A 26,671-nucleotide genomic window follows, 5' to 3' on the forward strand; every position below is an offset into this window, starting at 1 on the left:
GGCACGACCGGACATCCGGACCGCAGGATGGAGCGAGGTGTACATCACGGAGTGTGGTGAGCCGTCCGCGGCATGCGGATGTGCCTTCGACCCAGCACTGACCTCGAGTCCGGAAGCGGGGTGACCTGCTTGCAGACGGGTGGCGACCTTTACGACCGCCGCGCGCTCCGCTAGTAATCGCCTATGGAGCACCTGTGGTTCAACCTCGGTGGCTGCGCAGGCGGCACCCAGCTCGCGGTACAGCTGCGCGGCTCGTCCGCGCGGGCATGCCTCATGGACGCCGACGAGTACCAGGCGTACCTCGACGGTGACGAGTACGAGTATCACGGGGGCTTCTTCGACGTCAGCCCGATAGTCCTCGAGGTCCCGTACGACGACGATTGACACCTGGTGGTCGACAGCTACCACGGGCGCGTCAAGGTCAAGTACGAGGCAATCTTTAGATGATGCGACCGGCTTTACATGATGCGACCGGCGCCGCGTCTGCACGACCCGACGACTCACCAGACACGAGAGCTCCCGCCCGAAACCTTCAGGCTGCGGTGCTACGTGTTGTGACGATCGTCGAGCGCCGAGTCGCGCACGCCTACAACGTCCCGCAGTCGCACGCCACCGCCACTCACGTGCCACCGCCTCGACGATCATCGGACCGGCGTCCGGCGATTCCCTGGCGGATGACACCGCGCCGACATCTGTGACGACTTGGGCATGGAGATCATCGCCTTGCTGCTGGCGGGAGTGCCCGAATCACACGTAGATCGGGCGGCCAGGACCACCTGGCTGGCCGCTGCCGTCGGTCGAGGAGCCGACTGCACGCTCGATGCGGCAGATGAGTGCACCGAACCGTCGGTAGCATCGCGACGTGTCCCTCCTCTGCTGATCACGACACCGTCAAGGACCCCTCGACGGCATCGGCCTCGCCGCTGAGCGGGAAAAGAATCGCGATCTCGAAGGCAACCCGGCGCGGTCCGGCTTCCGTTCACCCAGTGAACCCGAAACGGGGAGGGAGCACGGATGGCGACCGAGCAGGCCTACCGCGAATACGTTGCGGCCAACCTGAACCGTCTGCGCCGCACCGCGTACCTGCTGTGCGGTGATTGGCACCTGGCCGATGACCTGACATCGACCGTACTGGTCAAGCTGCTGCGGCACTGGAAGCGCGCGTCGCAGATGGAACATCTCGACGCGTATGCGCGGCGCATGCTGATGTCGGCGTGGCTCGACGAACGCCGCCGCCCGTGGCGCCGCGAGTCGTCCACCGACCTGCTGCCGGACCGCCCGGCCGCCGGCGCGGATACCGACCAGCGGCTCGACGTGCTCTCCCTCCTCGCCAGGCTGCCCCCGCGCCGCCGTGCCGTGCTCGTCCTGCGCTACTTCTGCGACCTTTCCGTCGAGGAGACCGCGCAGGCGCTCGGCTGCAGCGAGGGCACCATCAAAAGTCACACCGCCCGGGCGTTGGAGTCGCTGCGGGCCGGCCTCAACGAGGGAGACCCACTGTGGATCTGACCCAGGCCATGCTGGCCGCCACCGACAACCCGCCACCCACGAGCATCGACGTCAACCGGCTGATCACCGGCGAACGCCGACGCACCCACCGCCTGTACGCCGTCGCCAGCGCCGCCCTCGCCGCGGTGCTGATCGGCGGCGTCGTGCTGGCGCAGCAGCCAACCAGGCACACCGAAGCGCCCGGTGCGGCACCCCCACCGGCCGTCGCCCCGGTCGCGTCGGAGGAACCGCCGTCCTGCGGGATCAGCACGCAGATGGACGACGGCCTGCTCACTGGCAACCCGCCGCTGCGACCGGTCACCGAGTCGTGCCTCGTCGGGGCCGGCCGCCTCGGCGACGCGCTGACCATGGTCCTGACCGACCAGCTCCCGGACGCCACGATCACGCCACCGCTGCCGGCCGAGATCGCGAAGCTCGTCGCGGGGGACGGCTACTTCACCGCGTTCCGAATCGCCGGCGGCGACCTCGAGGTGCGGGTGCGCGGGTCCGAGACGACCGCGGCCGGCCTCGACACCTGGCGGGCGAGTCGGTGCCTGCAGGTGACCTGCCGGGTCGAGCAGCACGAGGGTCAGCCGGTGCTGATCCGCACCGCGACCGGCACCGTGGAGGTGGTCGCCCTGCACGCCGACGGGACGATGGTGTCGGCGCTGGCCCGCGGCGGGCTCACCGAGCAGCAGCTCGTCAGCATCGCCGTGGCTCCTACGCTGACCGTCTACCCCTGATCGGTGCACCACTGCCGCTACCACCTCGCGTTCCTTGCCGTACAACCCACAGCCAGACGCTCCGGAAGCGCCACGGCCTTGCTCAACCACCACCGCAGCCGACCCGACCACGTGAACCTCCTGTCCTGGACCAGCACCACTGCCGACGCCCAGAACATGCACATCCGTCACGGCTACACACCACAACCGACCATCAACCTGCCCGAAGGCCCGACCCTGAGCACCATGCACCGAAACCCGCACCATCAAACGCCTGGCCAACCAAAGCCAGTCCCACCACAAGCCAACGAACCCGCGCCGTTCTATCCAGTTCTCTGGGCATGCGATCCGCAGGCCAACCGTCGACAGAAGGGACGACGGCTCCCCGACCTCCCGCAGCAGCGGACAGGCCAAACCGCGTCAACTCCAGGCGGGCAAGCGACGACACCCCACAAATCGGCGGCCTCGAGAGTCACAGAGCGCCGACGGCGACGACGGACACAACAAGCGGCGGAGCGGCGAAGCTCGGGACACTGGGAAGAACACGCGCAAGAAGCTGTCGGCTCTTCCCCTCCATAGGCGGACGGCTGGCCAAACTCGGGAGGCTCCGCTCGATCGGGCCCTGAACGCCGTTGCGGCCCGTCAGGGAACCAGCAGCAACGTTCCAGCGCCACCACCCGCCCACCCCAAAATGGCCCGCCGCGGGAAACCTCTGAAGCCGCCGATCTGACCCAGCCAGCCCAAGGCAAGCGCCACACCCGCCTGCCGATCATCGCGGCGACCGCCGCACAACCGCGCTACGTGCCGCTGCACCCAATCTGCTCCCCTAGACGGGGCTCGCACCAACTCGCACCAACATACGGGCCATAGGATCCACTTCTATGGTCCGCACCACACCTCCGCGTCCCCTAGACATCACCGAACTCTTCCCGGAACTGCGGGAACATTCCATCACCGCTACCCGCCTGCATCCCCGACCCGGCGCTCCGACCGTTACGGACAGTTCGGTCGGCGGACCGCTGCTGTGGCCGGCCGACGAGGTATGGCCGGTCTGCGACGACGCCGGAGCGCACGAGCCATGGAACCTGACGACCCCGGCCGCCCTGCACCGCAGGCGGGAGATCCTCACGACCGCAGAAGCCCGGGAGTCGCTGCCGGGCGGGGACTTCTTGACTGCGGAGGAGCGGGCCGAGCTCGATGCTGCCGACGTTCTGGACCTGGACGACCTGATCGAGAATCCCATCCCGTTGGTCCCGGTCGCGCAGCTGTACCGACAAGATATTCCGGACTACGCCGGTCCGGACGGCACCGACCTGCTCCAAGTGCTGTGGTGTCCGGTGGACCACTCGGACCGGCACTACAGCCCTCGCGTCTTCCTTTACTGGCGCAACAGTTCCGCCGTCGGCCCGCTACTCGAAGCGCCTCCCGAACCGCCGGTGATCAGCGACATGTACCTGCCGCTTCCGTGCGTGGTGCACCCCGAGCAGGTCCGCGAGTACCAATACGCCGACCTGCTCCCCGATGACCTACGCGATCGGCTCGACGAGTGGGATGACGACGAAGACGAGAGCCGTCCCCACTATCAGACCGACTTGTCGCTCGCGCCGGGATGGAAGGTCGGCGGGTACGCGAACTGGTCACTGACAGATCCGTACCCGATGGACTGTGCTGCCTGCGGCACCACGATGACCTTGATTCTCACCGTCGACTCAGGCGACTGGAACGGCATGCATTGCAGCTGGCGCCCGTCCGATGAGAACCCGACCGCATCCCCAGACATCGTCGGCGTGCAGATTGGGCGCGGCTACTCGCTGTACACCTTCCGCTGTCTCAAGTCATTCGATCATCCCCCGGCCACCGCTATGCAGTGACCCGACCACGCACTAAGAACTCCTCCTAACTCTTCGAGTGATGGAGTCGGCGCCAGCAGAGAATGAATTGCGGGGCTGTCGCCGCGACTGCCAGGGCCCATGCAGTGCCGGAACGTCCCGTCACGGTGAGCCGACCCGTGTCCGCCACCGAATCCCGTCGATCAACTGCCGTCTGCTCAATCTCGGCGGACGTCCCGACTTACGCGGTCTGGGCAGCAACGGCTCCAGCGCCGCCCACTGAGCGTCGGTCAGGTCGTGTCGCCTCGCCACCGCTAAGGTGACCACGAGGTCTGCGGTGATGGGTTCTTCTTCGTCGTTGAACCACCTACCGGAGACCTCACTGTCTATCGATTACCGACACGCCGACGTCGGATTCGACGATCCCACGTCTGCACACCGCCATGCGACGGGCATTGCCACCTGCCGTAGAACGTCCTGCCAGGCATCATGGTCTCTATGAACGCCGATTGGGTCACCATCACGGCCTACGAGAACACACCAGGCTGTCTGCAGCCGCTGGCAGCCGTCCGCGCTTGACTGCGCGACCGAGGCATCGACTGGATGCCATTCGAGTCGTACGAGGTCTATTGGGGTCTGTCCTGCGGCGTCGGTCCCGACGGCCACTGGCACGGCTGGCTCGACATCCGGATCGACGCCGCCGCACTTCACCGCCTCGGCCTACATCCCGATCAGTCCACCGCTACGGTCCCCGGGCCCACCCCGCCTGGCTGGTGGCATGCCGCAGCAGAACGCAACGCGCAGTAGCTCAGTAATCACTTGTGAAACACGGCCTGGAGCCGCGCGATTCGCGGCAAATGAGGACGTGATGGCCGCCACGGATTCGTCTCCTGCTACTGACATCGGCGGTTGGCTGGACTGCACCCAGAGCTAACCCGGGCGGCCCCGAAGGCCGCGGCTCGACGGCATTGGACATCATGGAGGCGTGGGCGACCTTGTAATCAATCTACTGGCGAGCGTCATCGCCGGTACGGCCGTCTGGCTCACAGGGTTCCTGGTGCGAAGGCGCAAGCTGAGTCGAGAACGGGCCTTCTTCAGCCTCACTGCGGGAGCGAGCTGCCTGCTGGTGGTATCCCGGCACGCGTCGTCGCCGCGGGAGTTCAGCGTTCATCGCCGTGACGTTGCCGCGCTGGTGGAGCTGGCAACCGTCGCCCGAGAGTGCGGCGCGCACGCCGACCGGGTCGGCGAGAACCAGCCGACCGGGGAGATCGGCCGGTTGACCGAGTTCTGTGTCGGGGGCCCCGGCGGCGCCAGCCCGCGCAGCGCCACGCACGTACGCACGATCCTGCGCGGCGTGACGTACGAGGTCTTCGACGAGGAAAGGCACCGGATGTCGTTCACGGTCGATGGCACTGAGTACGTCCACAGCCTTGAGAGCAGCTATGTCCTGCTTGCCCGGTTCTGGGGTCCAGCAGGTGGGCATCCGGTGTTCTTTATCGGCGGCCTGAGCGCGGGCAGCAATCTCGCCGGCGCCCGTTACCTGGCCGCCCGCCACCCTGAACTCCACCGCACGTTCGGCGCCGGCCGGCCGTTCGCGTTCGTGCTGCGGATCGTCGAACCGGCCGCTTACGGCACCGACTTCACCGAGCTGATCGCTGACGTGACCGACGTCGCGTTCCAGCCGATTCCTGACCCGCCGCTGCAGGAGCGCGTCACACCAGCGTGAAGACTCGTTCGTGTTCCCGCTTTGATCGAACTTACGGAAAGCTACCTGGACACACGCCAGTTATCGAACCTGGCGGATCATCCTGCTGCCCGAAGGGCGGCGCGCCCTGTTCGCGGCAGATGCGGATACGAGGGGCTGGCCTTCAACAAGGGAGGCGTCTGCTTCCGAGGTTCGCCGTCTGCGCCGCGATGCCGGATGATCCCTGCGTGGAGATCATCCGACTGCTGCAGGCGGGAGTGAGCAAGCCGCACCCAGATCGGACGGCCAGTGCAACCTGGCTGGCCATGGTGTACGACAGCACCAGGGCAGTCGGCGGTGTGGTCACGACCTCGGTCGAGGAGCCGATGGTCGGCCGAAATCACTACAGGGTCGGTGTGCGGCTCCGTGATGGCAAGCCGTTGAGCATCCTCTTCAACGCTGCGGCCTTATTGGTCGCTGGCGCCGAACAGCAAGATCCCCACATGATCAACGCGATGTTCGTTGACGTCCCCGGCGCGGACATCTACCGCCGGGCAGGGCTGCGGGTCGCCACCACGGCAGAGCTGAATCAGCCGCTCAACGACCGACACCTGCATCTTCTTACCGACGAAGAACGCCGGGATGTCGCCTACCACCAGCCGAGCCGGCTCGGTGACCTGCTGTTCAACTGGTTCGACTGAGCTGCCCCTCCGCGCTCGCCGTGCGGCAAATGCGGATGCAACTGGTGTCCGGAGCCGTCGTGTGCCGCGACGCCACAGAACCCTCACCCGGCGGGCGGTGCGAGGGTGACAACGCGACTCTCGGGTGCGGCGAGGATAAGCAATCGACGGCAACGTGACGAATCCTCAGAATCATTAGTCATGACCATCGCCGTCCCGGTCGCTGACTTCCTGGTGCTGCCGCCGCGCCTCGACAGCACCGCCGAACTGCTTGCTGAATCGGCCCGGCGACGAGGCCTGGCCGTGGAGGTCCCCGCCGAGGATGTCGGCCACGTCACCCGGTTCGACGCCGCACGGTCGTACCTGGACCGTTACGAGGTACACCAGGCCGGTGGCCGCGACGTGCTGGAGTACTGGATCCCCGCCGAAGAGCTCACCGACCTCAACGCCCACATCGTCGGCGCCATCATGCAGGAAGCCGAGTACCGCAGCCCAGTGAACGACCAAGAGTTCATCAACGCCGACGAGACCCTGGGCCGGCCTCTGCCGGCCGCGTGGCGAACCTACCTCCAAGGTGAGTCATGGTTCCGGCAGGGCTGGATGTCCCGCGAAGCCTACGTTCGGCTCAACTCGCCACACGAGATGCTCGAGCTGCATCACGCCTGGCACCAAGCCACCGAAGAGTTTCCCGGCATCGCGATCATCGGCGGGGACGGCTCACGTGAACAGCTTGTACTGGACCTGCGCAGCGACCCTGCGCCGGTGCTACTGGTCGACATCACCAGCAGCGGCTGGAAAAGCGCAAATCGGCAAGCCGACGACGTCAGCCAACTTATCGACCGCATCGAGGCGGGCACATTCGAGTTCCACCTCGAGGATAGCGGACATCGGCAGGGATGAGCGTCGCGCATCTCGCGGCATGAGCGGATGCAGGGCGCCTCGCCAAAGTGCGCTCTGTCGGGCGTGCTGCATTCTCTGTGTATGCCAGGAGCAGCCAAACGCGACGAAGCCTTCGAAACGGTGGGACCGAGGGAGTACCTCGACCGACTGTTGACGGAATACCAACTCGACGAGCAGGAACTCGGCGACCAGATCAGAGTTCGAACACCCCCGCGGTGGCTGCCTAATGAGATACCCACGCAGGAGTACCTGGTGGACGCATCCCTGCTCCGCTCGCACGGTGACTTTGCCTGCGCCGGCGACACCGAGGCTCTGGCCTTCTGCGAGAACATCATCAACGCGATGACGACTGGCTATGGCATCTCTCGCAACGAAGCGGTCGCACGCCTCAACAAGCACTGGTCGCATGCCGATCCGCCGGGACGGGTCCCCCGTGTCTGGATCGTCGGCTTGGACATCGTCTATCACGAGGAAGCGGAATCCTGGGCCGCGTTGATCTACTACGGTCCCGACTCGCGCTGGTGGGACCCCGAGACGAGCCAGCAGCCGCTTCCGTTGCCGTGATGCAGTTACACCGACACATGGGTCTGAGCACTCCGCGGTGAAACAGGACGCCGCACCGACTCTCACCTGTGGAAACGTGGAGCCGCAGGCAGGGATGGGTGCAGTTGAGCGCCGTTCGACGCCGTTGGGTGCAGTTCGAGGCCGTTCAGAGCATGCTGTTGCTCCCCACCTGCTCCCTCATTTGCAGATCGCGCCATCCCGCGGATCCGCGATGCTCTGGCCCCACGTGTGAAGCACGTGTCGCCCAGGTTGGTGTCTCACCGCCGAAGCAGACAGCGGTATCGTGCCCCGCCAACAACAAGACGCTCCCGCGACGGGAGGGGAACAGACTTGTCGGGAGGACTTCGTGGCATGGAGCTGATCGGGCGCCGGCTTTCGGCCGAGGAACTGCGGGTGTTGGATGATCCGAAGACGGTCAGTCTGCTGCTCTTCGGCGACCTCGACGATGAAGACGCAGAGATGCCCGATCCCGAACTGGATCTGCACAAGGCGTGGCAGGCCCTGTATTACCTGCTGGCCGGAGCCGCCGGGAGGTCGGACGACCCAGCCGCTGCGGCCGTCCTCGGCGGCGAGGACATCGGCGATGAGGGCGGCTACGGGCCCGCACGCCTCCTCGGTGTGGAAACGGTCCGCCCCGTCGCCACCGCGCTCGACATGCTAGACATCGGCACGTTGCGCGCCCGCTTCGACCCAGACGCCCTGGCGGCCGCAGACATCTACCCGGGCGGGTGGGTTCGCGGCGCCGACGACTTCGATAGCTTCCTCGCCCCGGCCTTCGCCGACCTCTGCCGCTTCTACCGCTCAGCCGCCGCCCAGGACCAGGCGGCACGCCTTGCCATTGCCCGCTACCGGCGGGCCGTGAAGGCCCGCGGCCACCTCCCCAACGAGCTGGCGGCGTTGAAGTGTCTGTACCTGGTGACCCGATCCCTGGACCCCACCGGAGCAGGCAGAACCCGATGGACGATGCGCTGGAAACCCGCATTGAACGCCTTCGCCACCACCTTCAGCGACCGCTTCCCGGCCGCTGAAACCTACTAACCAAGATCGCCGGAAACACCGTTAGCGAGACAGCCCCCATGGAGGCGAATCGGTGGCATGGGTCGAGCGCATCAGCTCGGATGTCACCGGCGCTGACGCGCACGCACCACCTCGATCTTGGCCTGTTCGGCGATGCCGGTCAGGCGGTTCAGGTGCCGGTAGACCGCTGCCGGCTCCCGGGAGGTGTCGGCGAGTTTCCCGTGAGTTCGAGAATTCTGAAGGTCTGTCGGCGCGAACCGACGGGTGCGGTCGGCTGTAGGTAGGCGGTAGGACGTCGGGTTCGCGGGATCTCGGACCTGTGTGCCAATGCGGTCCGCGTTCTGGTCGGCGTGCCGGCGGCGCAGGCGAGTTGGTCTGGTTGTGGTCCGGCGGGTCTGCATTGTGCTCCTTGGAGTTTCGGTGCATGAAAAAGCGCCCCTGCCGGAGGCAGGGGCGCTGGGTTTCGCGTTGTAGTAGGGAATGCTTGCTCGCTGCGCCCGGGGTCGTTGGCCGGCCGGGCTTGGTGTGGTTCGAGTGGTCAGGGTGGGCCAGCGAGCGCAGGTGTGCCATCGGCCGCAAGCTCACTGCATAAGCCGCCGAAGGGCATGTAGCTGATCGTCGGCGTTCGGTTGTGCCGGTGAGAGCGCTTTGAGCTGACCCCATCGAGGGTGTGCGTTCGTTGGGGTGGACTAGGGTGCCTGGGTGATCGTCAAGCTGCCGCTGGACAGCCAATTGTGGGACGGGCTGTCGGCCTGCTACTCGACCGCCAACGCCATCGCCCGGTTGCGTGAGGTGGTTTCTGCGCGCCGGTTGGGCGAGCCGTGGCGAGAGTTGTGCGATGAGCTGCTGCATCAGGGATCGGTGTACGGCGTGACGTCGGCGGCCATTCCGCATCTGGTTGATCTGGCGCTGGACCTGTCGGCGGATGCTCGGCGGGAGCTGTGGATCCAGATCGGGTTCATGGTCACGGCTGGCGCCGGTCATTTCGAGTCCCCGCCAGCGCCTGGGCTGCAGGAAGGCCTCACCGCGGCGCTGCGAAAGGCGGATGTTCTAGCGGTGGAGGACTTCCTCGCTGATGCGACGGTCTCACCGGATGAGGCTGGGTATTTCGCGTTGGCGTGCGTGGCGTTCACTGGGCATTCGGTCGGTCGAGCGCTGTGGGAATTCTTGTCACCGGGTGCCGGCTACGTGCGGATGGTGTGCGCCGGGTGTGACGCGGAGTACGACGTCGGTGGCTTTGCCGACCCGCTCCAGCGGCCGTGTCTGCCGCCGGTCGTAGACCTGCCGCCGATCGGCCTCGAGCCGTGGCAGAACGTCGCCCGGGCCATTGACGACGTGGATCTGGGGCAGGGGTGGTCGGGTTTCCTTGATTCGGCTCGGCACGTGGCCGCTGCTGGTGTGCCTGCGCACGTCCCGGCTGATGCCGTGTGGTGCCTGGTAGCCGCGATGGTGGCGACCACCGGCGGCGACGCGGTGCCGTGGGCACGTACGCTCGCCCGCCTGGCCGGGCACACACGCTGCGTCGATTGCGGTCTCGTGTATTCGATCGCGGACCTGATCGATGAACGGGGCGACGCTGGTCCGATCGATCCGGCATCTGTGCCGGCAGAGACACTCGCCGACGGTGTGACTGGATTTCGACCTGCGCCGGGCCGGGTTCCGACTTCAGCCACCCTCGGGGCCCGAGTGCGGTGGCGGGTCGCCAGCGGCCCGGTCGACGCACTCGCTGCGCTGGGAGATCGGGCGGTGCTTGCGGCAGGTCCGGCTGGGACTACTGCCTGGGAAATCGTGTCCGGCGGCCCGGCGCTGCCGGCCATGCCCGGCCCCGCGGTCAGCGTGTGCGTACCCGACGATGCCGTCATCGTCACCGCGACCCCGGACGGCACCCTGCGCAGGTGGGAAGCATCGACGGCGAAGCCCATCGGCCATCTCGTACGACGCGGTGGAACGCCGGTGCGGTCGTTGGCGGCGGTAGTCGTGCCCGACGACCTGGACCAGCGCGCCGTGTCATGGCTTTCCCAGCTGCGAGGGCGCCGAGTGCTTGCAGTCGGTGACGCCGGCGGCGGGGTCGAATTGTGGGAGCCGCTCGCCGGGCGGCCGCATGTCGAGTTGTTCCGGCATGGGAACCGGTCCGTGGTCGACCTAACCGCCCTTGATTTCGTCGACCAGTGGCCGTGGAAGGGCAGCGACCTGATCGTGCTGTACGGCGACACTGTCGTCGACGTGTGGGGGTCAGCAGCGGTACACGGCGACCGCTCCACTATGGCGCCCGGCTCGGCCAGCCTGGCGGCGATCGGTCACGAGCACATCATCGGCGCCGTCGTCGCTCCACGGCGCCTCGGTCACCGGGCGCCGGTCCTGCTGGCCGACCGCAATGGCACGGTCTCGATGTGGGAGACGTTCGGGGTCCGCCTCAACGATCCCCTGCCACCTGATCCCCAACACCGCGACGTGATTGGTATTGCCGCGGTGCCGTTCGACCGGAGCATCGCTGTCGTCACGGTCAGTCGCACCGACCGCACCCTACGGATATGGGATCTGGTATCGGGTTCGGCGACGCTTGTCCCGCTCGACGTGCATCCACGCTGTGTGACAGTGGTCGGAGATACCATTGTCATCGGGCATGATGCCGGCCTCCTCGCGGTCGGCGTTGAGGCGACACCACTCTCAACGTGAGCGGTCAACGTGTAGCCGACGTTACCAGCCTTGAGGTTGCTGGTCGGGTCGCGGAAGACCCGGCCGAACGCGGCCGCAGGCTCACACCGGCGGCCTTCCCGGCGGCCTTGGCCTGACCGGACGTGTCGTGCTGCACTGCCTGGGGTGCCACGGGCTCCGGCTTGAGCAGGTCAGCGACGCTGCAGTCCCGGACCGCGCAGATCGCGAACCCGCTGGTTATCTCGGTCAGATCGCCGCGTCGAACCCGGGGATCGTGCCCTGGGCGGCGAGCAGCAGGAACGTGGAGCTCTGCACGCCGGCGCTTCTGTCGCCTATTCGGGACTGTTGTAACGGGGTCGTTGATGAGGGTGGATGGGTGGACTTGGGCATGGTGAGGGGATCTCTCTGGCGGGCGGGGATGGCGGATATCGCTGGTCTGGACCGGTCGTGTTGCGGCAGACTTCGCGGTCGTGGATGGGGAGATCGCGCGGCTGATCGGGCTGCTGGACGACGACTCGACGGAGGTCGCTGAGGACGCGAAGGCCGAGCTGATCTCGGTAGGCGTTGAGGTCGTCGAGCCGCTGTCGGCTGCCGTGCCGTCGTTGGAGCGATTCGGGCAGCTATCCGCGATCGAGGTTTTCGAGTACTTCGGTGATCCCGGAGCCGGCCCGGTGTTGATCGATCTGCTCAGCAGTGAGCACGACACGGTGCGTGAGTGGTCGGCGTGGGCGATCGCGCAGCTCGGTGTCCGCGAGGCTGTCCCGGCGCTGCGGGCGGCTTACCGGCGACTGCGAATAGCTGAAGGCCGTTGGGATGACAGTGAGGCAGTGGCGATGCGTCGCGTGCTGACCATGCTGGGGGCGCGTGATGAGGTGATGCCGCCGTTGACAGCGTCGTTACGAGCGCCGGCCGGCAGCTTGGATCACGCCTGGCCGTCCGGTCGACTGGAGGAGATCATCAACGAGCTCGCTGATCATCGGCAGGCCGTGTTGTACTTCATGCTGTGGTCGGTGATCGACGACGGCGCGTTCTGGCATGGTCACGAGACGCTCGATCAAGCGCTCGATCGAGATGCGCCTTGGTCGGCCGTGGTTGAGGCCGCGCGGGAGTCCGCACTGCTGGAGGCGGCCTTCATCCCGAAGCGGGACAACCTGTTCGCCACCCTGGAGTGGATGGACGAGGGCGATCGGTGAGCACGCGATCGACCTGCGGTGCAGCGGGGTGGGGCTGATGACCGGTCGGTTGGTGGACACCGATGCGCTGACGAAGTTGTGGGACCAGCGGTGGCCGGGGTGCTCGAAAGTGCCGTACGAGCTTCGAGGTGTTCAGGATCGGTGGGTACGGTTCCATACGCTCCCCGCCTCGAAGCGGTATCCGGAAACCAAATCCGAATACGAGACCATCCTGGGCCGCCACAACACGGTATTGACGGAGTTGGTGAGGGGCTCCGCGTTACTCGTAGTGACGGCTGGTTACTCTGATCGGCCCGAGCCGCGGGTTCCCGGTCGATCGGCGGAGACCGTCGCCGTGCATCGGGACGCGTCGTACTGGACGAGTGCCTGTATCGACGACGATCCGGGGTTCGAGAGCTATCTGCACCTGTATGCCAGCCAGGTCAGGTGGTCGCCTGGATGCGTGGATCCGTTGCTGTGCAAGGTCGCTGATGACGTGATCGCCAATGTGCTGCTGGCTGACACCGGTCTGGGATGGCTGTATCACCCGTACGACGGCGGAATGGATGTGATCATGTCGTCGCGCATCGAACGGGACGTGCTGAGGGACCGGCACCGTGACTGGTTGTCCGCGCACCCGGATGGGCTGTAGCACGGTCGTCCGAGACCTTTCATCGAGGATTCGGTAGGCGCGTGACGTTGTCGGGCAGGGCCGCGACGTTGCGGGGCTGTCGGTCGAGTTCGGTGACCAGTTCGCGGATGACCTGAGCGTAGGTGTCGACGCGCTCGGTGAGTTCGGTGTTGTCGGCTCGCAGTCGCCGGTTGGCTGCTTCCAGGTCCGCGATTTTGTTTTCGAGGTGTTGGTAGGCGGCGGGGACGCCGTCGGCGGCCCGCCGCTGGTCTTCGAAGGCTTGGCGCAGGTCGGGGTGTTTGTGGGTGAGGACCCAGCGTTTGACGCCGGCTTCGGCGGCCAGCTGCAGCACGGTCAGCGCACCGGTGGACTGCGTCGGTGTGCCGGCCAGCAGCCGGCGTGCGGCGGCTTGGATGGCGTCGCGTTCGGCTTGCCGGTCGGCGGTCACCGGCGGCGTCCGGGGTGGTGTCGGGCGATGAGGTGTTCGAGGCGGGCGAGTTCGTGTCGTTCTCGGTCGTGACGTACTGGCGGTGCCGCGGGATCGTTGACGAGGGCGCGGAGGCGCGCGGCCTGCTGGCGTAGCACGTAAATGTCGCGGTCGGTGCGGGCGATGTTGGCGCAACTGGGGCGGCAGTCGTCGATGTCGGGGGTGCGGCGGGTGCCGCGTTCGTCGGTGGCGACGCGACAGGCGGCGCGGGCTGGGTCGAGGACGCAGGTCATGCCCTTGCCGGTGAAGATCTGCAGGTCGGGGTTCGCGAGTAGGGTGGCTGCTTCCCGGTTGGTGCGCAGGGTCCGGCCGGCGAATCGGGTGGCCGCGTTCACGCGGGTGCGGTAGGTGTCGGCGGCGGGGCCGCTGACGTGTTCGCCGTCGGCGAGTCGGTGGTGGGCCTCGGCCATGGTTTCCAGGCGGGCGAGCCACTCCTCGAAGGCCAGGTCGTCGGGGAATCCGGAGGCGTAGTTACCGCTGTAGCCGAGGGTCATCCTGACGCTGACGTGCCCGTACTGGATCGCGGCGGCGACCAGGCCGCGGGGGCGCCGGGCGATGAACCAGGCCAGGGTTCGCCGCAGCCGGGTGGTGGTGATCGGCGCGTCGACCGGGTCGGCGGGCACGCGGTCGTCGCGGCCGTGGTCGTGGCAGTAGGTGTCGATCCAAGCGATCAGCGCGGCGATGTCCTTGGTGGCCAGCTGGTCGCTACGGCCCAGACCCACGCGGGTTTGCAGGCAGCCTTCGGCCCGCCCGTTGATGAGCAAGGTATTGGGGAACAGCAGCGGCCCGGTGTGCAGCCGCTCCAGCACCGCAACGGCTGCCGCGACCGGAGCGACGACGACCCACGGGTCGACGCGTTGCGCACCTTCGGCCTGGGTGGCGCCGGTGGAGTCCCGCACCCCTTTCCAGTGCCGCCCGCGCAGGAGATCAGCCCGGTCGCGGTGTCGTGTTCGATGCAGCCGCGGCGCAGATTCAGAGTCTCCCCGGGACGCTGACCCGACAGGTAAGCGATGATCACGAAACAGGCGGTGCTCAGGTGCCGCGCGAGCGTCGGCGCCTGGTCGAACGTGATCGACCGGTCCCGCCACGGCCGCCCGTCGATGAGCCCTCGCACGGGCGTGAACAGGTAGCAGTCGTCGTCGATGTGCAGTCCGGACGCGGCGACGACAGCGCCGTGGGCACGAGCGGCCGGCTGACCATCGATGAGCCTGCCGAGGTGGTAGTAGTTGACCTTTATGGTGCCGTCCGGAAGCCGTTGGCCGGGAACGCCCATTCCATGTGCCCGGTAGCGTTCCAGCACCCGGGCGACGTCGTCGGTGAGGGCGTTGCGCGGACGTCGGGGTCCCACTCGCGGCGGCCGGGTGTGGCGGCGACCTGGCGTGTGATTGACCAGAGACTTGTGCTCGTCGAACGCGGCGATGATGTCCTCGGCGAAGTCGTCGACGAACCGCAGGCTCCACGACAGCAGCGCGGTCATCGTGTCGGGGTGGATGCGCGGGGTGCGGTTCTCGCCGCGGTAGCGCCCGCCCTCGAGGACGTCGCGGACCCGTTCACCGCCCCACGGGGGTGCCTCGGGCAGCCGGTCGGATGCGGGTAGCAGGTGACGCATCGTCCAGGCCCGGGCGACCGCGGCGAGCAGGTCCTCGCGCAGGTCGTAGGAGACGTCGCTGGCGCGCACGTCGGCGACGTAGGTGTCGAGGTGGGCGAGGGTGACCTCGCTGAAGCGGCGGATGCCGCGGTCGGTGAGCCACTCGGTGAACGCGCGCAGGTAACGGAAGATCGCCACGATGGTGCGGATCGCGGGCCGCGTCGAGCGGGCGTGGAAGGCGACCACATCGCCGGCGTCACCGTTGATCATGAGCCAGGCGATCAGCTTAAGGGGCTGCCGGAACGCCTCCGGGACGCAGGAATGATCCAGGCAGGTCGCCTTGGAATGGTCCTCGTGCAGGGCATGGGTGAGGATCCACCGGTCGTCGGCGAATCGCGACAGCCTCTGCGGGTCGGCGCCGGGACGCAGGGTGCGGTTGGCTAGCACGAGGGTGTCCGGGCCTGGCAGCGCCGCGATGCCAGACGCGGACGTCGCGGCGGTGGTCGATGCAGTGGTCATTTGTGGTCCAGTCCGGTGCTCAGGAATCGGTCGACGAGGTCGTGGTCGGCCGGGGTGGCCGCCTGCCGGGCGTCGTCGACAGCGGTCGGGCCGTAGGGTTTGAGGAGATCGGTGAGCTGGGTGACGGCCTGGCCGAACCGGCGGCCCCAGCCCAGCGGGGTCATCTGCTGGCGGCGGGCCAACAGAGCATCACGGACCAGAACCTGCACCGGCAGATGCGCCGGGGTGGCGCGGGCGCAGGGACAGGACAGGCAAAGCAGGAATGACGCGGTGCACGGCCGGCCGGGGGCAGTGTGCGGGCTGTCGAGGTTGTCGGTGCAGCCGGCCATCACGGTGTCGAGCCGTCCGGCGATCAGGTCCTGCAGCCGGGCCACGGTCAAGCCGTGAGCGGTGGCGACCGCCTGCGGATCAACGGCCGCCCGCTCGACGTCCTCGCTGGTGAGCACAGGCATCGGCCGGTGCGCGCGGGCGCCGTCGACCTGTTGTTGCAGCACGCTCGCGACGATCTGCTGGTACTCGGCGATGTTGCCGCGGTTGCGAGCGAGGTACTCGTTCGCGAGGGTGTGCTCGGTCTGCGCGACCGGACGCTGGTGAATCTCCAACCAGGTCAGCCGCAACCGTCGGGCATCGATCACTAACGGCCCTGGCGGGGCCGGATTATCAGCGTCCTGCTCGTCGGCCGCCCTGGGCGGATCACAGTTCAGGCCCGTGGTGGCGCCCCAGTACTGCAACGACTGTTTCGGCACCCCGACCCGGAAGCCACGCCCGGTTTTGCCCTTGGCGTTGTAGAAGGCGAACAGCCGGTCGGTGCCCAACCAACGTCGGGTCTCACGGGCCAGCTCGATCAGCAGGGTGTAGACCCCGAACGGGGTCACCAGGTCGTCGCGGCCCGACCCCAGCCCGTCGATCTGCTCACCGCCGGCGCCGACGTCTTGCAGCGCGACGGTCATCGCGGCGTGCCGGCTGCCGCGCCGGGGTTTGACCAGCTCGATCACCGCGGTTGCCGGACCGCCGGCATCCGCGTCCGGCCGGTGATGCTTCGTCGTCGCGTTGTCTACCGCTCCGAGGTTCTGCCCGGTCAGACACAACAGCAGGACCGCCGCGGCGGCGACGTCGGCGTAGGTCAAGTGCAGACCGCCGATCACGGTGTTCGGCCCGCCATGGCGCACCACGATCGCGGTCGGCACGGCCCGGTCGCGGACGTCGGCGCCCCGTGGCACATCGCCGTGCCGGTCGAGGTGGTCCAGCAGCCATCCCTGCTCCCACCGGGTGTGGTCGCTGCGCTCGATGCCCCCGCCGCGCCACAACTCCAGCACGCCTCGAGCGTGGCGGATGCGGTGGGCGGCGGCGCGCAGCTGCTCGCGGGCAGCCTGGGTGATCCTGCCGAACTCCGCCTCGCTGTAGCTGCGTACCGTGCTGTCGGACTTCGGGACGGAGGCCTGAGTCAGCCGAGCCCAGAACTCCGTGGGCAGATCGGGCGCGAACCGCAAGGTCGAGCGCAGACTGCCCAGGTCGCGGTGCAGCCACTTGCCGCCGGCCAGGATGAATCCGTCCAGGTGCGCCCTGCGCAGCTGGTCGGGGCGCGTCGGAGGCCGCTGCAGCGTGGCCAGGTAGCGGGTGAACCGTTTGAGGATGCTCTGGATATCCAGCGCCGATCTGACGCTGCGCCGTGGCCCGCTCGGCCCAGTGGCGCCAAGCACCGCGACCGCCAGCCACTCCCGCAGTTCCCGGCTCACCGGCAGCGCCATCAAGTCGATGTCGGCCGGTGGCCCGCCGTCCTCGGGCAACACCCGCACCCGGCATTCATGCTCGCCCACGAACAACCGCTGCGGCAGCGCGTACCCGGCCGCGGGCAGTGCGGCGGGCCGGCCGGCGCTCACCGGGCAGCCTCGGACGGGGCGGTGATGACCTGCGGATGCGCGGCGAACATCTCCGCCATCAGCGCCGCCATCCCCGCTCCGTGCGCGTGCTCGATCAGCAGCGACACGTCGAGCTCCCGGAACGGCTCCAGGTAAACGTCCATCGTGGTGGTCACGTCGGAGTGCCCCAACAGCGTCTTGACCAGGTACCAGGTGTCACCGAACTGGGCCCGGAAGTCGCGCAGTTCCTCGGCGTCCAGATGCGCGAACCGCTTCTCGTAAAGTAACCGGCCGACGGAGAACCAGCGCAGGGCGAACGAGTGACGCAGCATATGAGCGGTCGCCTACACCGCGTCAAGGCCGGCCCGCGCGACACGCTGATTCGCGGTGTCGAACGTGTGCTGCCAGCCATGCACCTGCCGCGGCAGGCCGTCCTCGTTGACCCAGACGACGGCCGGCGCCAGACCGCTCGCGGTGTCGGTGAAGATCCGGCAGCGGACCGCCGGGTCCAACGCGTCCAGCGAAACCGTGTTTCGGCCTCCGGCCCGGTCGGTGAGCTCGACCCGCCGCCGGCCCAGCACCCGCGTGAGAACCAATAAGTCGCCGACCTGGTCGTAGCGCCCGGCCCGCTGCGCGCGGCGTACTGCAGCGGCCCGCTCGCCCTCGCAATAGGCCAGCACACCGGCCGACACCGCCCGCGGCATCCAGTACTGCCGACCCCGTTTACCCTTTCCGCACTCCGACGCCAGCCAGCAGGTCACGTACCCGCGAGTCGGGTCGTCCGCAGGCAGCTCCACCAGCAGCACGCTGGCCCACTCAGAAAGCCGCAACCCTGTGCCGTACAAGCCGTCGGCGAACGCGCAATCGCGTTGGCTGTTACGGCCTCGCCACCGTTCGACCTCCCGGCCATGCCGGTCCAAACCGCGCAATCCGATGTCGCGCCAGCAGGCATACCCGCCCGGATCCAACCACTTCACGTCCCGGCGGCGAACCACGTGCGGCGACGCCGCGAACGACTCCAACCGTGCACCTGCTCGCCGGCCGCGCAGATGCCTGCGGGCCACCGGATTGGCCACCGCATAGCGTGGCTGCGCCCACTCGTAGAACGCGTTGACCGCGCTGAGGTTGTCCAACACGCTCGAACCGGCCACCCGCGACGGGTTCGCCGCGTCCGTCATCCGCCAATACTTGAACCCGTCGACCTCGGCCTCACCGGCCTGCGACCAGGACTGCCCAACCGCGTCGAGGTAGCCCAACCAGACGCACAACCCGCGGCCGAACTTGTCCCGCGTGCCCGCCGACCGGCTCGTCATCCGCGGCGAGGCCAGAAACGCGTTCACCGCCGACACCACCCGGCCGTCCGAGCAGATCAAGAACTCCTGACCCGGCCGCGTCCCATGCGCCTCGGCGAACTCCCGCAGCGTCGGCAACCCGGCCAGCACCGGATCCAGGCCGTACCAGCCAGCGCCCCGGTCCGACCGGCAAGCATGCAGCCGCCACACCGCCGAGCCACTACCACCTCGCTGCCCAATGATCACGCGTCACCTAAGCAGCGACCGCCCTACGAGCGCCAATGCAACAGCGCGATTTCGGTACAGACCGGCGCCCAGGGACAGGTAGCGGCGGGTGGGTGGGCTCACGCGACCACCCCGGATCCGTCCTCCGCCGAGATCCGCGTCTTGGTGAAGATCAGAACGTCTTCGTGTGCGATGAGGTGCATCGGCACCCCGGAGGAGCGGGCCTTGCGGACCTGTTGGAGTTGGAAGAACGGCGGGCGAGCGACGAGCTGCCCGTGACGGATGGCGGCGAGGAGTGCGACGCACCGCTCGGTCGGCACGAGTCCGGCGCGCAGGCCGGCGGCGATGACGGCGCTGGGCAGGTCGACCAGTTCGCCGCGTTTGCGCCACGGGCGGGCGGTGACCACGACGGCGCCGCCGGGGCGTAGCAGGGTGGCGCAGCCGGCCAGGATCTGGGCGAACCCGTCGGCGAGGCCGGTCAGGTCGCGGTAGGCGAGGTTGCCCTTGTCCTCGCCGTCGTTGTACCGGTCGTCGTACTTGACGACGCCGTGCTCACCTGGGCGGACGAGGCCATGGACGGTGGGCCCGTACGGCGGTGGGTTGACCACGAGCGCCACCTGTCCGGTGAGGGCCTTCGGCACCAGCGACATCAGTCGGGTCGCGTCGCCGCGGATGACGGATGCGCGTCCGCTGGCACCCTGGTCGTGGGCGTGGCGGATGTTGGCGTCGGCGATGTTCGACCATTGCGGCTCGTATTCGACGCCGAAGGCGTCGCGGCCGGCGTGGACGGCCTCGACCAGGGTGGTGCCGATGCCGCACATCGGGTCCAGGACCAGATCGCCGGGCTGGGTGTAGGCGGCGATCGCGTGGGCGGCGATCGCGGGCAGCATCCGGGCGGGATGATTGACCGATTCCGGCACGTACCGGCCGCGTCGCTGGACGGGGCGATCGCTTCGACCTACTCGATCAGCTACTCGCCAGAGATCGACCCAGTGAGGCCCACTACCACCTCGCGTTCCTCGCCGTGTCGCCCAGCGCCAGGCGGTCAGGACACGGCACGTCCCTGCTCAGCCACCATCGCAGCCGACTCGACCATGTGAACCTACTGTCCTGGACGAGCACCACCCCCGATGCCCAGAGCCTGCATGTCCGGCATGGCTACATCCCAGGATCGGCGATTCAATTGCCCGAAGGCCCGATCATCTGTTCCATGCGTCGCAGCCCACTTCATGGCGACATCCACCCAACCAGGACGGCCGCGGCCGAGGGCCAAACCAGTCATCCACGTCTGCGACCATGACCCATCCGCCACTCGCGAGGACGAGACACGAGACTGGCTACCGGGTCGACATCGACTTTGGAGTGGCGGGACTGAGTCCTGCTGTCCGCCAATCCCGCCTCAGCCGGGCAAACAGCAGAGAAGAGAACCGATGCGTAGCGATTGGACCGCTCTGCCGGAGAGTGTCACGGCCGGGATCGCCGAACGGGTCGGCGGACCCTATGACGTTGCCCATGCTCCCAGTGGCGACCACGCTGAGATCGCCTCGACAGTCACCGGGCCAGCCGGACAGATCTTCGTCAAGGCCGCCTCCGGCGAGTTGAGCGTTCGGTCGCTGCGCTACGAACTGGCGGTAACCCGGGCCATCAACCGGCACCCACCCGCGGTCCTGTGGCAGTTCGAATCCGATGGCTGGCTGGTGGTGGGGACCGAGCATCTTGCCGGTCCCCACCCCGACCTGTCTCCCGGCAGCACGGACCTCAATCTGCTCCTAGCCGCACTGACAGCACTTCAGGAGACGCCGGCGCCCGGCGAGACGCGGTTCACCCCGGCAGCCCGGCTCGGGTTCGCGCACCCGGCGATGGACGGCGGGACACTTATCCATTCGGACCTCAATCCGGCGAACCTGATCGTGACACCACTCGGCCTTCGCATCGTGGACTGGGCGTGGGCAACCAAGGCCGCCGCGTGGGTCGAACTCGCGTTGCTCGTCCCATGGCTGATCGGTAGCGGCCACAGCGCCGAACAGGCAGAAGAGTGGATAGCGCAGCTTCCCGCATGGACTGCGACTGACCGTCAGGTCTTGGACGACTTCGCGTCAAAGAACGCGACGAAGTGGGCGGCCAAGTCCCGGCAGGAAGCCGAGCGCTGGGTACGCGACCTCGCAATGTGGACCGGCGAGTGGGCGGATCACCGGACCGACGGCCATCAGTCGGCCTGCGAGCCATAGCGCGGGGGCACCCTCGTGAGGTGGGCGCCGGTAGCGGTAGGACTAGCTCCTCAACCAGCCAGCAGGCCCGTTCGGACCCGCGAATCAGGTCATTCAGCCGGGCGGGTCCATGGCCGTCCGAGCCGCGAACCAGCCGCGCTGCTCCCAATGTAAGCCGCACAAACGGCGAAGCCCGTTACCGGCAATTCCGGCAACGGGCTTCTGACCTGCACGAACTGAGAGTGGGCGATGCTGGTATCGAACCAGCGACCTCTTCGGTGTGAAACAGGACGCCGCACCGACTCTGACCTGCGGGAACGTAGAGCCGCAGGCAGGGGTGGGTGCAGTTGAGCGCCGTTCGACGCCGTTGGGCGCAGTTCAAGGCCGTTCAGGGCACCCCGCTGCTCCCAACCTGCTCCCCCAAACCGGGCCCGCGCCGGGCCGCCGACCGCCGACCGACCGTGAAATGCCGGCCCAGTACCCATGCTTGGCGCCAGCGCTGGCTCCCGCAGCCGCATCGGTCGATAAGGAAGCACGTCCACGATCGCCGCGCCTTGTCAGCGGCATGAGAGTAAACCCGTCGGCCGAAGCTGTTCGCCATCCTTCAAGGAGTGCCCCAAGAGGCATGATGCTGAGGTGCTCCTTACGCGGCGTTCCCGACATGACCGTGTTGCAGCCTGGCTTGCCGCCCGCGATGATGGCGAACTCGCGGCGTTGGTGCAGGCAGGGCCGCTCAAGGGCGTGGGTGTGGGTGGCGGCGTCTCGAGCATCGACATCGACGGGGTGCCCGTGTTCGTCAAGCGAATCCCGCTCACCGACCGGGAGCTGGCTCATCCGCACAGCACGGCGAACCTGTTCGACCTACCGGCCCGTTGGCAATACGGCATGTATCGCCTGGCCGGTCCGAGTTTCGGGGCTTGGCGCGAGCTGGCCGCGAACCAGATCGTCACTGAAGGCCTCCTCGCGGGCGAAGCGCAGTCGTTCTCACTGCTGCACCACTGGCGGGTGCTGCCTGGCCGCCCACCAGTGGCGGCGGAGCACCGCGACATCGATACCGTCGTCACCCAGTTCGGTGGCAACAAAGCCGTTCGGGCCCGGTTGGAAGCGCTGGTGGGCGCCACCACAAGTCTCGTGCTATTTCTCGAATATCTCCCAGATGGTTTGCCTCGCTGGCTGAGCGATCCGGTCCAAAGAGCCGCAACGGTCGAGCGGCAACTGTTCGAGATGGTGACATTCCTGCGCAACCGCAAGGTTCTGCACCTGGATGGACATTTCGGCAACATCCGAGCCGATGACGACCAGCTCTATCTTGTCGACTTCGGGCTTGCTACCTCACCGCGCTTCGATCTGTCGGAGGCCGAGCGCGCCTTTGCGGCGGCCAACGACGGTCATGATGCCGACTACGCTTCGATGCGGCTGGTGAACTGGCTGGTCACCTCAACGTGCCGGCTGCCGACGCTAGCCGGCAGCGGTTTCGTCGCCCGTAACCAGTTGGTACGCAGGTGCGCGACCGGTGACATCCCACCGGAGGTGCCGCTCCCCCTGGCAGAGATCATCGCCAGGCACGCACTCGCTGCTGCCCGAATGAACGACTTCTGCTGGCGCTTATTCGACGGCGATCTTCACGCAGAGTATCCCGACAATAAGAATGCCACGTAGATCCCAACGAAACGCGCGACTCGGGTAACGGGATAACGCCCTCTCATCGGCATGTGCGGACGCCGCCATACATCCTCCGCCGGGCACCGACGCGGACGCCGTCGGGTCCGCCGAAGAGGTCTCCAGACTGAAGGGCCTGGTCACGGCGCTGCCCATGGGATCAGCGTCTCAGATGACGGAACCGTGACGGACTCCAGCAGGCTCACCCGCAATGCTTCACATCGATCTACAGCAGACCTACAGGCGTGGCGTTAGGCGACCCGAGACACCGGCCGGCGCCAGCCATGCCTTAACAACAGGCCTGACCACTTCGACCTCTACTGGGAGGTCACGCCGCACCGCTCCGCCGCATCACCACAGGTCACAGCCCTCGTCTCTCTCCGGCGTCGGTGAGCACTTCGGGCGCGGAGACCGCTTCGCCAACCTGCACCCAATCTGCTCCCAGTTGCAAGGCCGTGCCCACCAACAGCTCCTTACCGCCTTGACCTGCGCACACTCTCCTGCCAAGCCACATAGAACCTTGTCGACCGCTGCGCAGAACCGAAGAGCACTCCGCGGGAAACAGGACGCCGCACCCCCTCTGACCTGTGCAAATGTGGAGCCGCAGGCAGGGGCGGGCGCAGTTGAGCGCCGTTCGATGCCGTTGGACGCAGTTCAAGGCTGTTCAGGGCACCCCGCTGCTCCCAACCTGCTCCCCCGACCGGGCTCGCGCCCGGCCGCCGACCGATCGTGTGTGACCTGCCGGCCCAGTGCCTTGGTTGGCACCGCTCCGGTTGAAATTTACCGGTAAGGCAGCGTAAGAGGCTCGTCGCAGCGACATCCGACCACACAGGAGCAACTTGGTACCGTCTAACGGTGGAGCAGACTGTCTTCTGGCGCATCGTCCTTCTGGCGCATCGTCGAAGGTGCCCGTGCCGAGGCGGGTAGTGACACCGAACGCGTCGCCCAGGTACTCCTTCGTTGCCTTCGCGCATTGACTCCGCAGGAGATTGAGCAGTTCGAGGAACTCTGGCTCCAAAAGCAGGAAGAGCTCTACTGCTGGCCGCTTCGGGACGCTGCCACGCTGTTACTCGGCCCTTTCGACGACGATGACTTCCTCGCCGTACAGGACTGGATCGTGTCGCACGGACGGCAAGTCATGCGGCGCGTCCAAGCCGACCCGGACAGCCTTGTCGAATTGGCACCCGACCGGCACAACGCTCGGGTCGACTGGTTCTGCGGTCTTCCGATCGAAGCGCACATCGCCGCAACCGGGGCTCCCACCACAATCGATGGGCCCTCCGGACTCGACACGCCCCTCGGAACACCAGCAGACCTCACCGACGAAGCCCTTACGAGGCAACGATTTCCCAACCTCACGGCCTACCTCGACGCCAATCGGTGGATCGCGCGGCCATGGGAAAGCGCGGCCAGCTGACCACCAACCGCACCCACCGGCCGGACACCGACCCGACCGAGCGCCCTGACGTCCCGTAGCGCGAGGCGGTCGTCCGCCGCGAGCACCCCGTACTCGATCAGGTCGGCGAGCTGCCGGCGCAGCTGCTCGTACGGCCTGGTCGGGTCGTTGGTGTCGACGGTGAGGGCCGGCCGTCGGTCACGACGCGCCCTGCTCCGCGGTGGCCCTCTCCGGAACGAGGACCGCCGTGGTCCACCAGGCGGTAGATGACTGCGGAGGCTCCGCTGTCGGGCAGCAGCCTGCTTGAGGATCTCCCATGCCTCGTACTCCCAGCGCGCGCTCGGAGCGTCATAGTGGGTCAAGACGTTCCACCGCGGATCGAGCGCCGTCCACCGACCGGCCACCACGGTGTTCAGCGCGTGTTGGTCGCTCAGTCCGTGTTTCGTCACGAGGGACAGCGCGGTGGCCCCGATGTCGGCCGCCCGCCACGCCGGGACGTCGACGCAGATCACACCGGAGTTGAAGTAGTCGGACCATCCGTGTTGGCGGTTGGTATTTTGGACTTGCGGGTCCAATTTCTAGGGGCAACAATTCGAGGCGGTATGGGGCATTGGCCCGACCGTCCCGGCAAGGATGGGAAGAATGATGGATCTGCAGCTCACCGGCAAGCGCGCTCTCGTTACGGGTGCGAGCAGCGGCCTCGGCGCGGAGATCGCCGCGGTCCTGGCCGTGGCGGGAGCGGTCGTGGTGGTACACGGCCGCGACCGGGTCCGCACCGAACAGACCGCCCAGGAGGTCGGCGGTCAGGCCGTCATCGGCGACCTCGCCACCGACGCCGGCGCCGAGACCGTGGCCGCCGAGGCCGGGGAGGTGGACATTCTGGTCAACAACGCTGGCATCTACGATCCTGCTGCAGGGTGGGCCGACACGGACGCTGACGCGTGGGCCGCCATGTACAACATCAACGTGCTCAGCTCCGTGCGGCTGATCCACCATCTGGTACCGGTCATGCGGGCCAAAGGCTGGGGTCGGGTCATTCAGATCAGCAGCGTGAACGGTGAGATCCCGTCGGCTACGCAGCCGCACTATGGCGCCAGCAACGCCGCCCGACTCAACCTCACACGCTCGCTGGCCCGCGATCTCAAACACACTGGCGTGACCTCCAACGCCATCGCAGCCGGCAGCATCCTCGTCCCCACCACCCGCGAATACCTCATGGGACTCGGACGCGCCAACGGATGGGGCGAGACCTGGGAGGAGGTCGAGCGCAACGCCCCCCCGATCCGCGACGCCACCGACGTCGGCCGCATCGGATACCCCCGCGACTACGCCGACCTCGTCGCCTACCTCGCAAGTCCTGTCTCGGACTACATCACCGGCGCCACGATTCGCATGGACGGCGGCTGGTACGACCGGTAACCACAACAGGATCGAGAACCCCCAGCACCTGCCGCAACTGGGTTGCGACGCGTACCGACGGCCAACGACGTCTACCGCTCCCTGTCGACGGCTACGGACTGCAGGCGGGCACCTGAGGACGTCCGCCGTCGTGGCTCAGGGGATAGATTGGCCAGCGCTCGGCTGGTGACGCCGTACGGGGCGATCGTCAGGGTCGAGCAGGGGCGACCGCGTCGTCAGGGTGCAGTACCGGCCCGACGCCATGAGGATCGGTTCGTTGGCACTCCAGTCCACGCCAAGCTCGACTTTGGAAACCCGGACACCGTCGGTGACAGCCAGCCGCGCAAACGTGTCGTACACCCGCTCGGTCTCGACGGTCAGGCCGTCGTCTCGCTAGGCGGTCCACCACTACGCCGCATTGCTGCGGGTTGCGGCGAGTTCGGGGAAGGCGTCCTCCCAGCGCCTCGCCGACCGGGAGCCGGTCGCTCAGCCCGAGCACCACCGCAACGCCGTAGCGGCCGGATGCCCGCCCGGCGTGCGCGGCTCCAGGCTCACCGGCCTGCGCGGATGCGGCCGGCGCTGTTGTCGGCGCATCGTCGGGCCGCGAAAAGATGCGCGCCCTGGTCGCGGTCGGACGCTCGATCCTGACTGCCGTGCAGACCATGCTCACCCGCAGCCAGCCGTACCACGACCTCGGCGCGA

The 26,671-nt window shown here is 67.5% G+C and carries 25 protein-coding genes and 3 pseudogenes; 18 read left to right on the top strand and 10 right to left on the bottom strand.

Going from position 1 to position 26,671, the window contains the following annotated elements; genetic code table 11:
• Positions 1 to 183 precede the first annotated feature (183 nt).
• From ACLJN9_RS16405 to ACLJN9_RS16420, 4 genes are all read left to right on the top strand, one after another.
• Complete coding sequence (locus tag ACLJN9_RS16405; RefSeq protein ID WP_410812217.1) at positions 184 to 384, top strand: DUF1883 domain-containing protein; 201 nt, start codon at positions 184 to 186, stop codon at positions 382 to 384.
• Positions 385 to 1,014: 630 nt separating this feature from the next.
• Positions 1,015 to 1,506 (top strand): SigE family RNA polymerase sigma factor, encoded by a 492-nt coding sequence (locus tag ACLJN9_RS16410; RefSeq protein WP_410812218.1) that lies wholly within the window; start codon positions 1,015 to 1,017, stop codon positions 1,504 to 1,506.
• Positions 1,497 to 2,228, top strand: coding sequence for a hypothetical protein (locus ACLJN9_RS16415; RefSeq protein WP_410812219.1), 732 nt, complete (start codon positions 1,497 to 1,499; stop codon positions 2,226 to 2,228). The genes ACLJN9_RS16410 and ACLJN9_RS16415 overlap by 10 nt, the downstream gene beginning before the upstream one ends.
• 860 nt (positions 2,229 to 3,088) lie before the next feature.
• Entirely contained in the window at positions 3,089 to 4,078 is a 990-nt protein-coding gene (locus ACLJN9_RS16420; RefSeq protein WP_410812220.1) for a hypothetical protein, read from the top strand.
• A gap of 123 nt (positions 4,079 to 4,201) precedes the next feature.
• Here the strand turns inward: ACLJN9_RS16420 and ACLJN9_RS16425 are convergent.
• Positions 4,202 to 4,363 (bottom strand): annotated as a pseudogene (locus ACLJN9_RS16425) (transposase); the annotation flags it as partial.
• Between the two features lie 658 nt (positions 4,364 to 5,021).
• On the opposite strand from ACLJN9_RS16425, the gene ACLJN9_RS16430 reads away from it, so the two are divergent.
• The 6 genes and pseudogenes from ACLJN9_RS16430 to ACLJN9_RS16455 form a co-directional block, all read left to right on the top strand.
• Positions 5,022 to 5,762: a hypothetical protein gene (locus tag ACLJN9_RS16430; RefSeq protein ID WP_410812221.1), complete on the top strand. Its 741-nt coding sequence runs from the start codon at positions 5,022 to 5,024 to the stop codon at positions 5,760 to 5,762.
• Between the two features lie 206 nt (positions 5,763 to 5,968).
• On the top strand, positions 5,969 to 6,421 hold the full coding sequence (locus tag ACLJN9_RS16435) for a hypothetical protein (RefSeq protein ID WP_410812222.1): 453 nt from the start codon (positions 5,969 to 5,971) through the stop codon (positions 6,419 to 6,421).
• 180 nt (positions 6,422 to 6,601) lie between these two features.
• Positions 6,602 to 7,300, top strand: coding sequence for a hypothetical protein (locus tag ACLJN9_RS16440; RefSeq protein WP_410812223.1), 699 nt, complete (start codon positions 6,602 to 6,604; stop codon positions 7,298 to 7,300).
• Between the two features lie 81 nt (positions 7,301 to 7,381).
• A complete protein-coding gene (locus ACLJN9_RS16445; RefSeq protein ID WP_410812224.1) occupies positions 7,382 to 7,864 on the top strand; it encodes a hypothetical protein in 483 nt (160 codons plus the stop codon).
• Positions 7,865 to 8,215: 351 nt separating this feature from the next.
• Positions 8,216 to 8,677: pseudogene (locus ACLJN9_RS16450) on the top strand (YfbM family protein); the annotation flags it as partial.
• A 27-nt stretch (positions 8,678 to 8,704) separates the two neighbouring features.
• Positions 8,705 to 8,902: pseudogene (locus ACLJN9_RS16455) on the top strand (IS256 family transposase); the annotation flags it as partial.
• Positions 8,903 to 8,985: 83 nt separating this feature from the next.
• Here the strand turns inward: ACLJN9_RS16455 and ACLJN9_RS16460 are convergent.
• The gene (locus ACLJN9_RS16460) at positions 8,986 to 9,282 is read right to left on the bottom strand and encodes a hypothetical protein (protein WP_410812226.1); all 297 of its coding nucleotides are present in this window, start codon (positions 9,280 to 9,282) and stop codon (positions 8,986 to 8,988) included.
• Between the two features lie 301 nt (positions 9,283 to 9,583).
• Between ACLJN9_RS16460 and ACLJN9_RS16465 the strand changes: the two genes are divergently transcribed.
• From ACLJN9_RS16465 to ACLJN9_RS16475, 3 genes are all read left to right on the top strand, one after another.
• Positions 9,584 to 11,557, top strand: a complete 1,974-nt coding sequence (locus tag ACLJN9_RS16465) for a WD40 repeat domain-containing protein (RefSeq protein ID WP_410812227.1) — start codon at positions 9,584 to 9,586, stop codon at positions 11,555 to 11,557.
• A 449-nt stretch (positions 11,558 to 12,006) separates the two neighbouring features.
• The gene (locus ACLJN9_RS16470; protein WP_410812228.1) at positions 12,007 to 12,729 is read left to right on the top strand and encodes a HEAT repeat domain-containing protein; all 723 of its coding nucleotides are present in this window, start codon (positions 12,007 to 12,009) and stop codon (positions 12,727 to 12,729) included.
• Between the two features lie 37 nt (positions 12,730 to 12,766).
• Positions 12,767 to 13,360: a hypothetical protein gene (locus ACLJN9_RS16475; RefSeq protein ID WP_410812229.1), complete on the top strand. Its 594-nt coding sequence runs from the start codon at positions 12,767 to 12,769 to the stop codon at positions 13,358 to 13,360.
• Between the two features lie 19 nt (positions 13,361 to 13,379).
• On the opposite strand, the gene ACLJN9_RS16480 is transcribed toward ACLJN9_RS16475, so the two are convergent.
• The 7 genes from ACLJN9_RS16480 to ACLJN9_RS16510 form a co-directional block, all read right to left on the bottom strand.
• Positions 13,380 to 13,787, bottom strand: a complete 408-nt coding sequence (locus tag ACLJN9_RS16480) for a hypothetical protein (RefSeq protein ID WP_410812230.1) — start codon at positions 13,785 to 13,787, stop codon at positions 13,380 to 13,382.
• Entirely contained in the window at positions 13,784 to 14,548 is a 765-nt protein-coding gene (locus ACLJN9_RS16485; protein ID WP_410812231.1) for a hypothetical protein, read from the bottom strand. Before ACLJN9_RS16485 ends, ACLJN9_RS16480 begins: the two co-directional genes overlap by 4 nt.
• Positions 14,497 to 15,933: a hypothetical protein gene (locus ACLJN9_RS16490; RefSeq protein ID WP_410812232.1), complete on the bottom strand. Its 1,437-nt coding sequence runs from the start codon at positions 15,931 to 15,933 to the stop codon at positions 14,497 to 14,499. The genes ACLJN9_RS16485 and ACLJN9_RS16490 overlap by 52 nt, the downstream gene beginning before the upstream one ends.
• On the bottom strand, positions 15,930 to 17,813 hold the full coding sequence (locus ACLJN9_RS16495; RefSeq protein ID WP_410812233.1) for a hypothetical protein: 1,884 nt from the start codon (positions 17,811 to 17,813) through the stop codon (positions 15,930 to 15,932). Before ACLJN9_RS16495 ends, ACLJN9_RS16490 begins: the two co-directional genes overlap by 4 nt.
• Positions 17,810 to 18,124 carry a hypothetical protein gene (locus ACLJN9_RS16500; protein WP_410812234.1) on the bottom strand — a complete coding sequence of 105 codons (315 nt, stop codon included), beginning with the start codon at positions 18,122 to 18,124 and terminating at the stop codon, positions 17,810 to 17,812. The genes ACLJN9_RS16495 and ACLJN9_RS16500 overlap by 4 nt, the downstream gene beginning before the upstream one ends.
• Positions 18,125 to 18,136: 12 nt before the next feature.
• A complete protein-coding gene (locus ACLJN9_RS16505; RefSeq protein WP_410812235.1) occupies positions 18,137 to 19,234 on the bottom strand; it encodes a hypothetical protein in 1,098 nt (365 codons plus the stop codon).
• Positions 19,235 to 19,428: 194 nt separating this feature from the next.
• Entirely contained in the window at positions 19,429 to 20,358 is a 930-nt protein-coding gene (locus tag ACLJN9_RS16510) for a TRM11 family SAM-dependent methyltransferase (protein WP_410812472.1), read from the bottom strand.
• Between ACLJN9_RS16510 and ACLJN9_RS16515 the strand changes: the two genes are divergently transcribed.
• The 4 genes from ACLJN9_RS16515 (at position 20,334) to ACLJN9_RS16530 (ending at position 24,592) form a co-directional block, all read left to right on the top strand.
• Positions 20,334 to 20,609, top strand: a complete 276-nt coding sequence (locus tag ACLJN9_RS16515) for a hypothetical protein (protein WP_410812236.1) — start codon at positions 20,334 to 20,336, stop codon at positions 20,607 to 20,609. The two genes, ACLJN9_RS16510 and ACLJN9_RS16515, sit on opposite strands and share 25 nt — an antisense overlap.
• Before the next feature lie 130 nt (positions 20,610 to 20,739).
• Positions 20,740 to 21,537 (top strand): aminoglycoside phosphotransferase, encoded by a 798-nt coding sequence (locus ACLJN9_RS16520; protein WP_410812237.1) that lies wholly within the window; start codon positions 20,740 to 20,742, stop codon positions 21,535 to 21,537.
• A gap of 615 nt (positions 21,538 to 22,152) precedes the next feature.
• Positions 22,153 to 23,175, top strand: a complete 1,023-nt coding sequence (locus tag ACLJN9_RS16525; RefSeq protein ID WP_410812238.1) for a serine/threonine protein phosphatase — start codon at positions 22,153 to 22,155, stop codon at positions 23,173 to 23,175.
• An 865-nt stretch (positions 23,176 to 24,040) separates the two neighbouring features.
• On the top strand, positions 24,041 to 24,592 hold the full coding sequence (locus ACLJN9_RS16530) for a DUF4240 domain-containing protein (protein WP_410812473.1): 552 nt from the start codon (positions 24,041 to 24,043) through the stop codon (positions 24,590 to 24,592).
• Here the strand turns inward: ACLJN9_RS16530 and ACLJN9_RS16535 are convergent.
• Complete coding sequence (locus ACLJN9_RS16535; protein ID WP_410812239.1) at positions 24,538 to 25,146, bottom strand: glycosyltransferase; 609 nt, start codon at positions 25,144 to 25,146, stop codon at positions 24,538 to 24,540. The genes ACLJN9_RS16530 and ACLJN9_RS16535 overlap by 55 nt on opposite strands.
• 70 nt (positions 25,147 to 25,216) lie before the next feature.
• Between ACLJN9_RS16535 and ACLJN9_RS16540 the strand changes: the two genes are divergently transcribed.
• Positions 25,217 to 25,990, top strand: a complete 774-nt coding sequence (locus ACLJN9_RS16540) for an SDR family NAD(P)-dependent oxidoreductase (RefSeq protein ID WP_410812241.1) — start codon at positions 25,217 to 25,219, stop codon at positions 25,988 to 25,990.
• Positions 25,991 to 26,671: the final 681 nt, after the last annotated feature.

Source organism: Micromonospora sp. 067-2 (assembly GCF_046549295.1).
In the GTDB taxonomy this organism is placed as follows: Bacteria; Actinomycetota; Actinomycetes; order Mycobacteriales; family Micromonosporaceae; genus Micromonospora.

Bases quoted from the DNA above. Each gene is read 5' to 3' on its own strand.
- ACLJN9_RS16445 (WP_410812224.1), top strand. From the start codon at position 7,382: ATGCCAGGAGCAGCCAAACGCGACGAAGCCTTCGAAACGGTGGGACCG.
- ACLJN9_RS16490 (WP_410812232.1), bottom strand. From the start codon at position 15,933: ATGACCACTGCATCGACCACCGCCGCGACGTCCGCGTCTGGCATCGCG.
- ACLJN9_RS16540 (WP_410812241.1), top strand. From the start codon at position 25,217: ATGGATCTGCAGCTCACCGGCAAGCGCGCTCTCGTTACGGGTGCGAGC.
- ACLJN9_RS16440 (WP_410812223.1), top strand. From the start codon at position 6,602: ATGACCATCGCCGTCCCGGTCGCTGACTTCCTGGTGCTGCCGCCGCGC.
- ACLJN9_RS16460 (WP_410812226.1), bottom strand. From the start codon at position 9,282: ATGCAGACCCGCCGGACCACAACCAGACCAACTCGCCTGCGCCGCCGG.
- ACLJN9_RS16500 (WP_410812234.1), bottom strand. From the start codon at position 18,124: ATGCTGCGTCACTCGTTCGCCCTGCGCTGGTTCTCCGTCGGCCGGTTA.
- ACLJN9_RS16405 (WP_410812217.1), top strand. From the start codon at position 184: ATGGAGCACCTGTGGTTCAACCTCGGTGGCTGCGCAGGCGGCACCCAG.
- ACLJN9_RS16520 (WP_410812237.1), top strand. From the start codon at position 20,740: ATGCGTAGCGATTGGACCGCTCTGCCGGAGAGTGTCACGGCCGGGATC.
- ACLJN9_RS16410 (WP_410812218.1), top strand. From the start codon at position 1,015: ATGGCGACCGAGCAGGCCTACCGCGAATACGTTGCGGCCAACCTGAAC.
- ACLJN9_RS16475 (WP_410812229.1), top strand. From the start codon at position 12,767: ATGACCGGTCGGTTGGTGGACACCGATGCGCTGACGAAGTTGTGGGAC.
- ACLJN9_RS16420 (WP_410812220.1), top strand. From the start codon at position 3,089: ATGGTCCGCACCACACCTCCGCGTCCCCTAGACATCACCGAACTCTTC.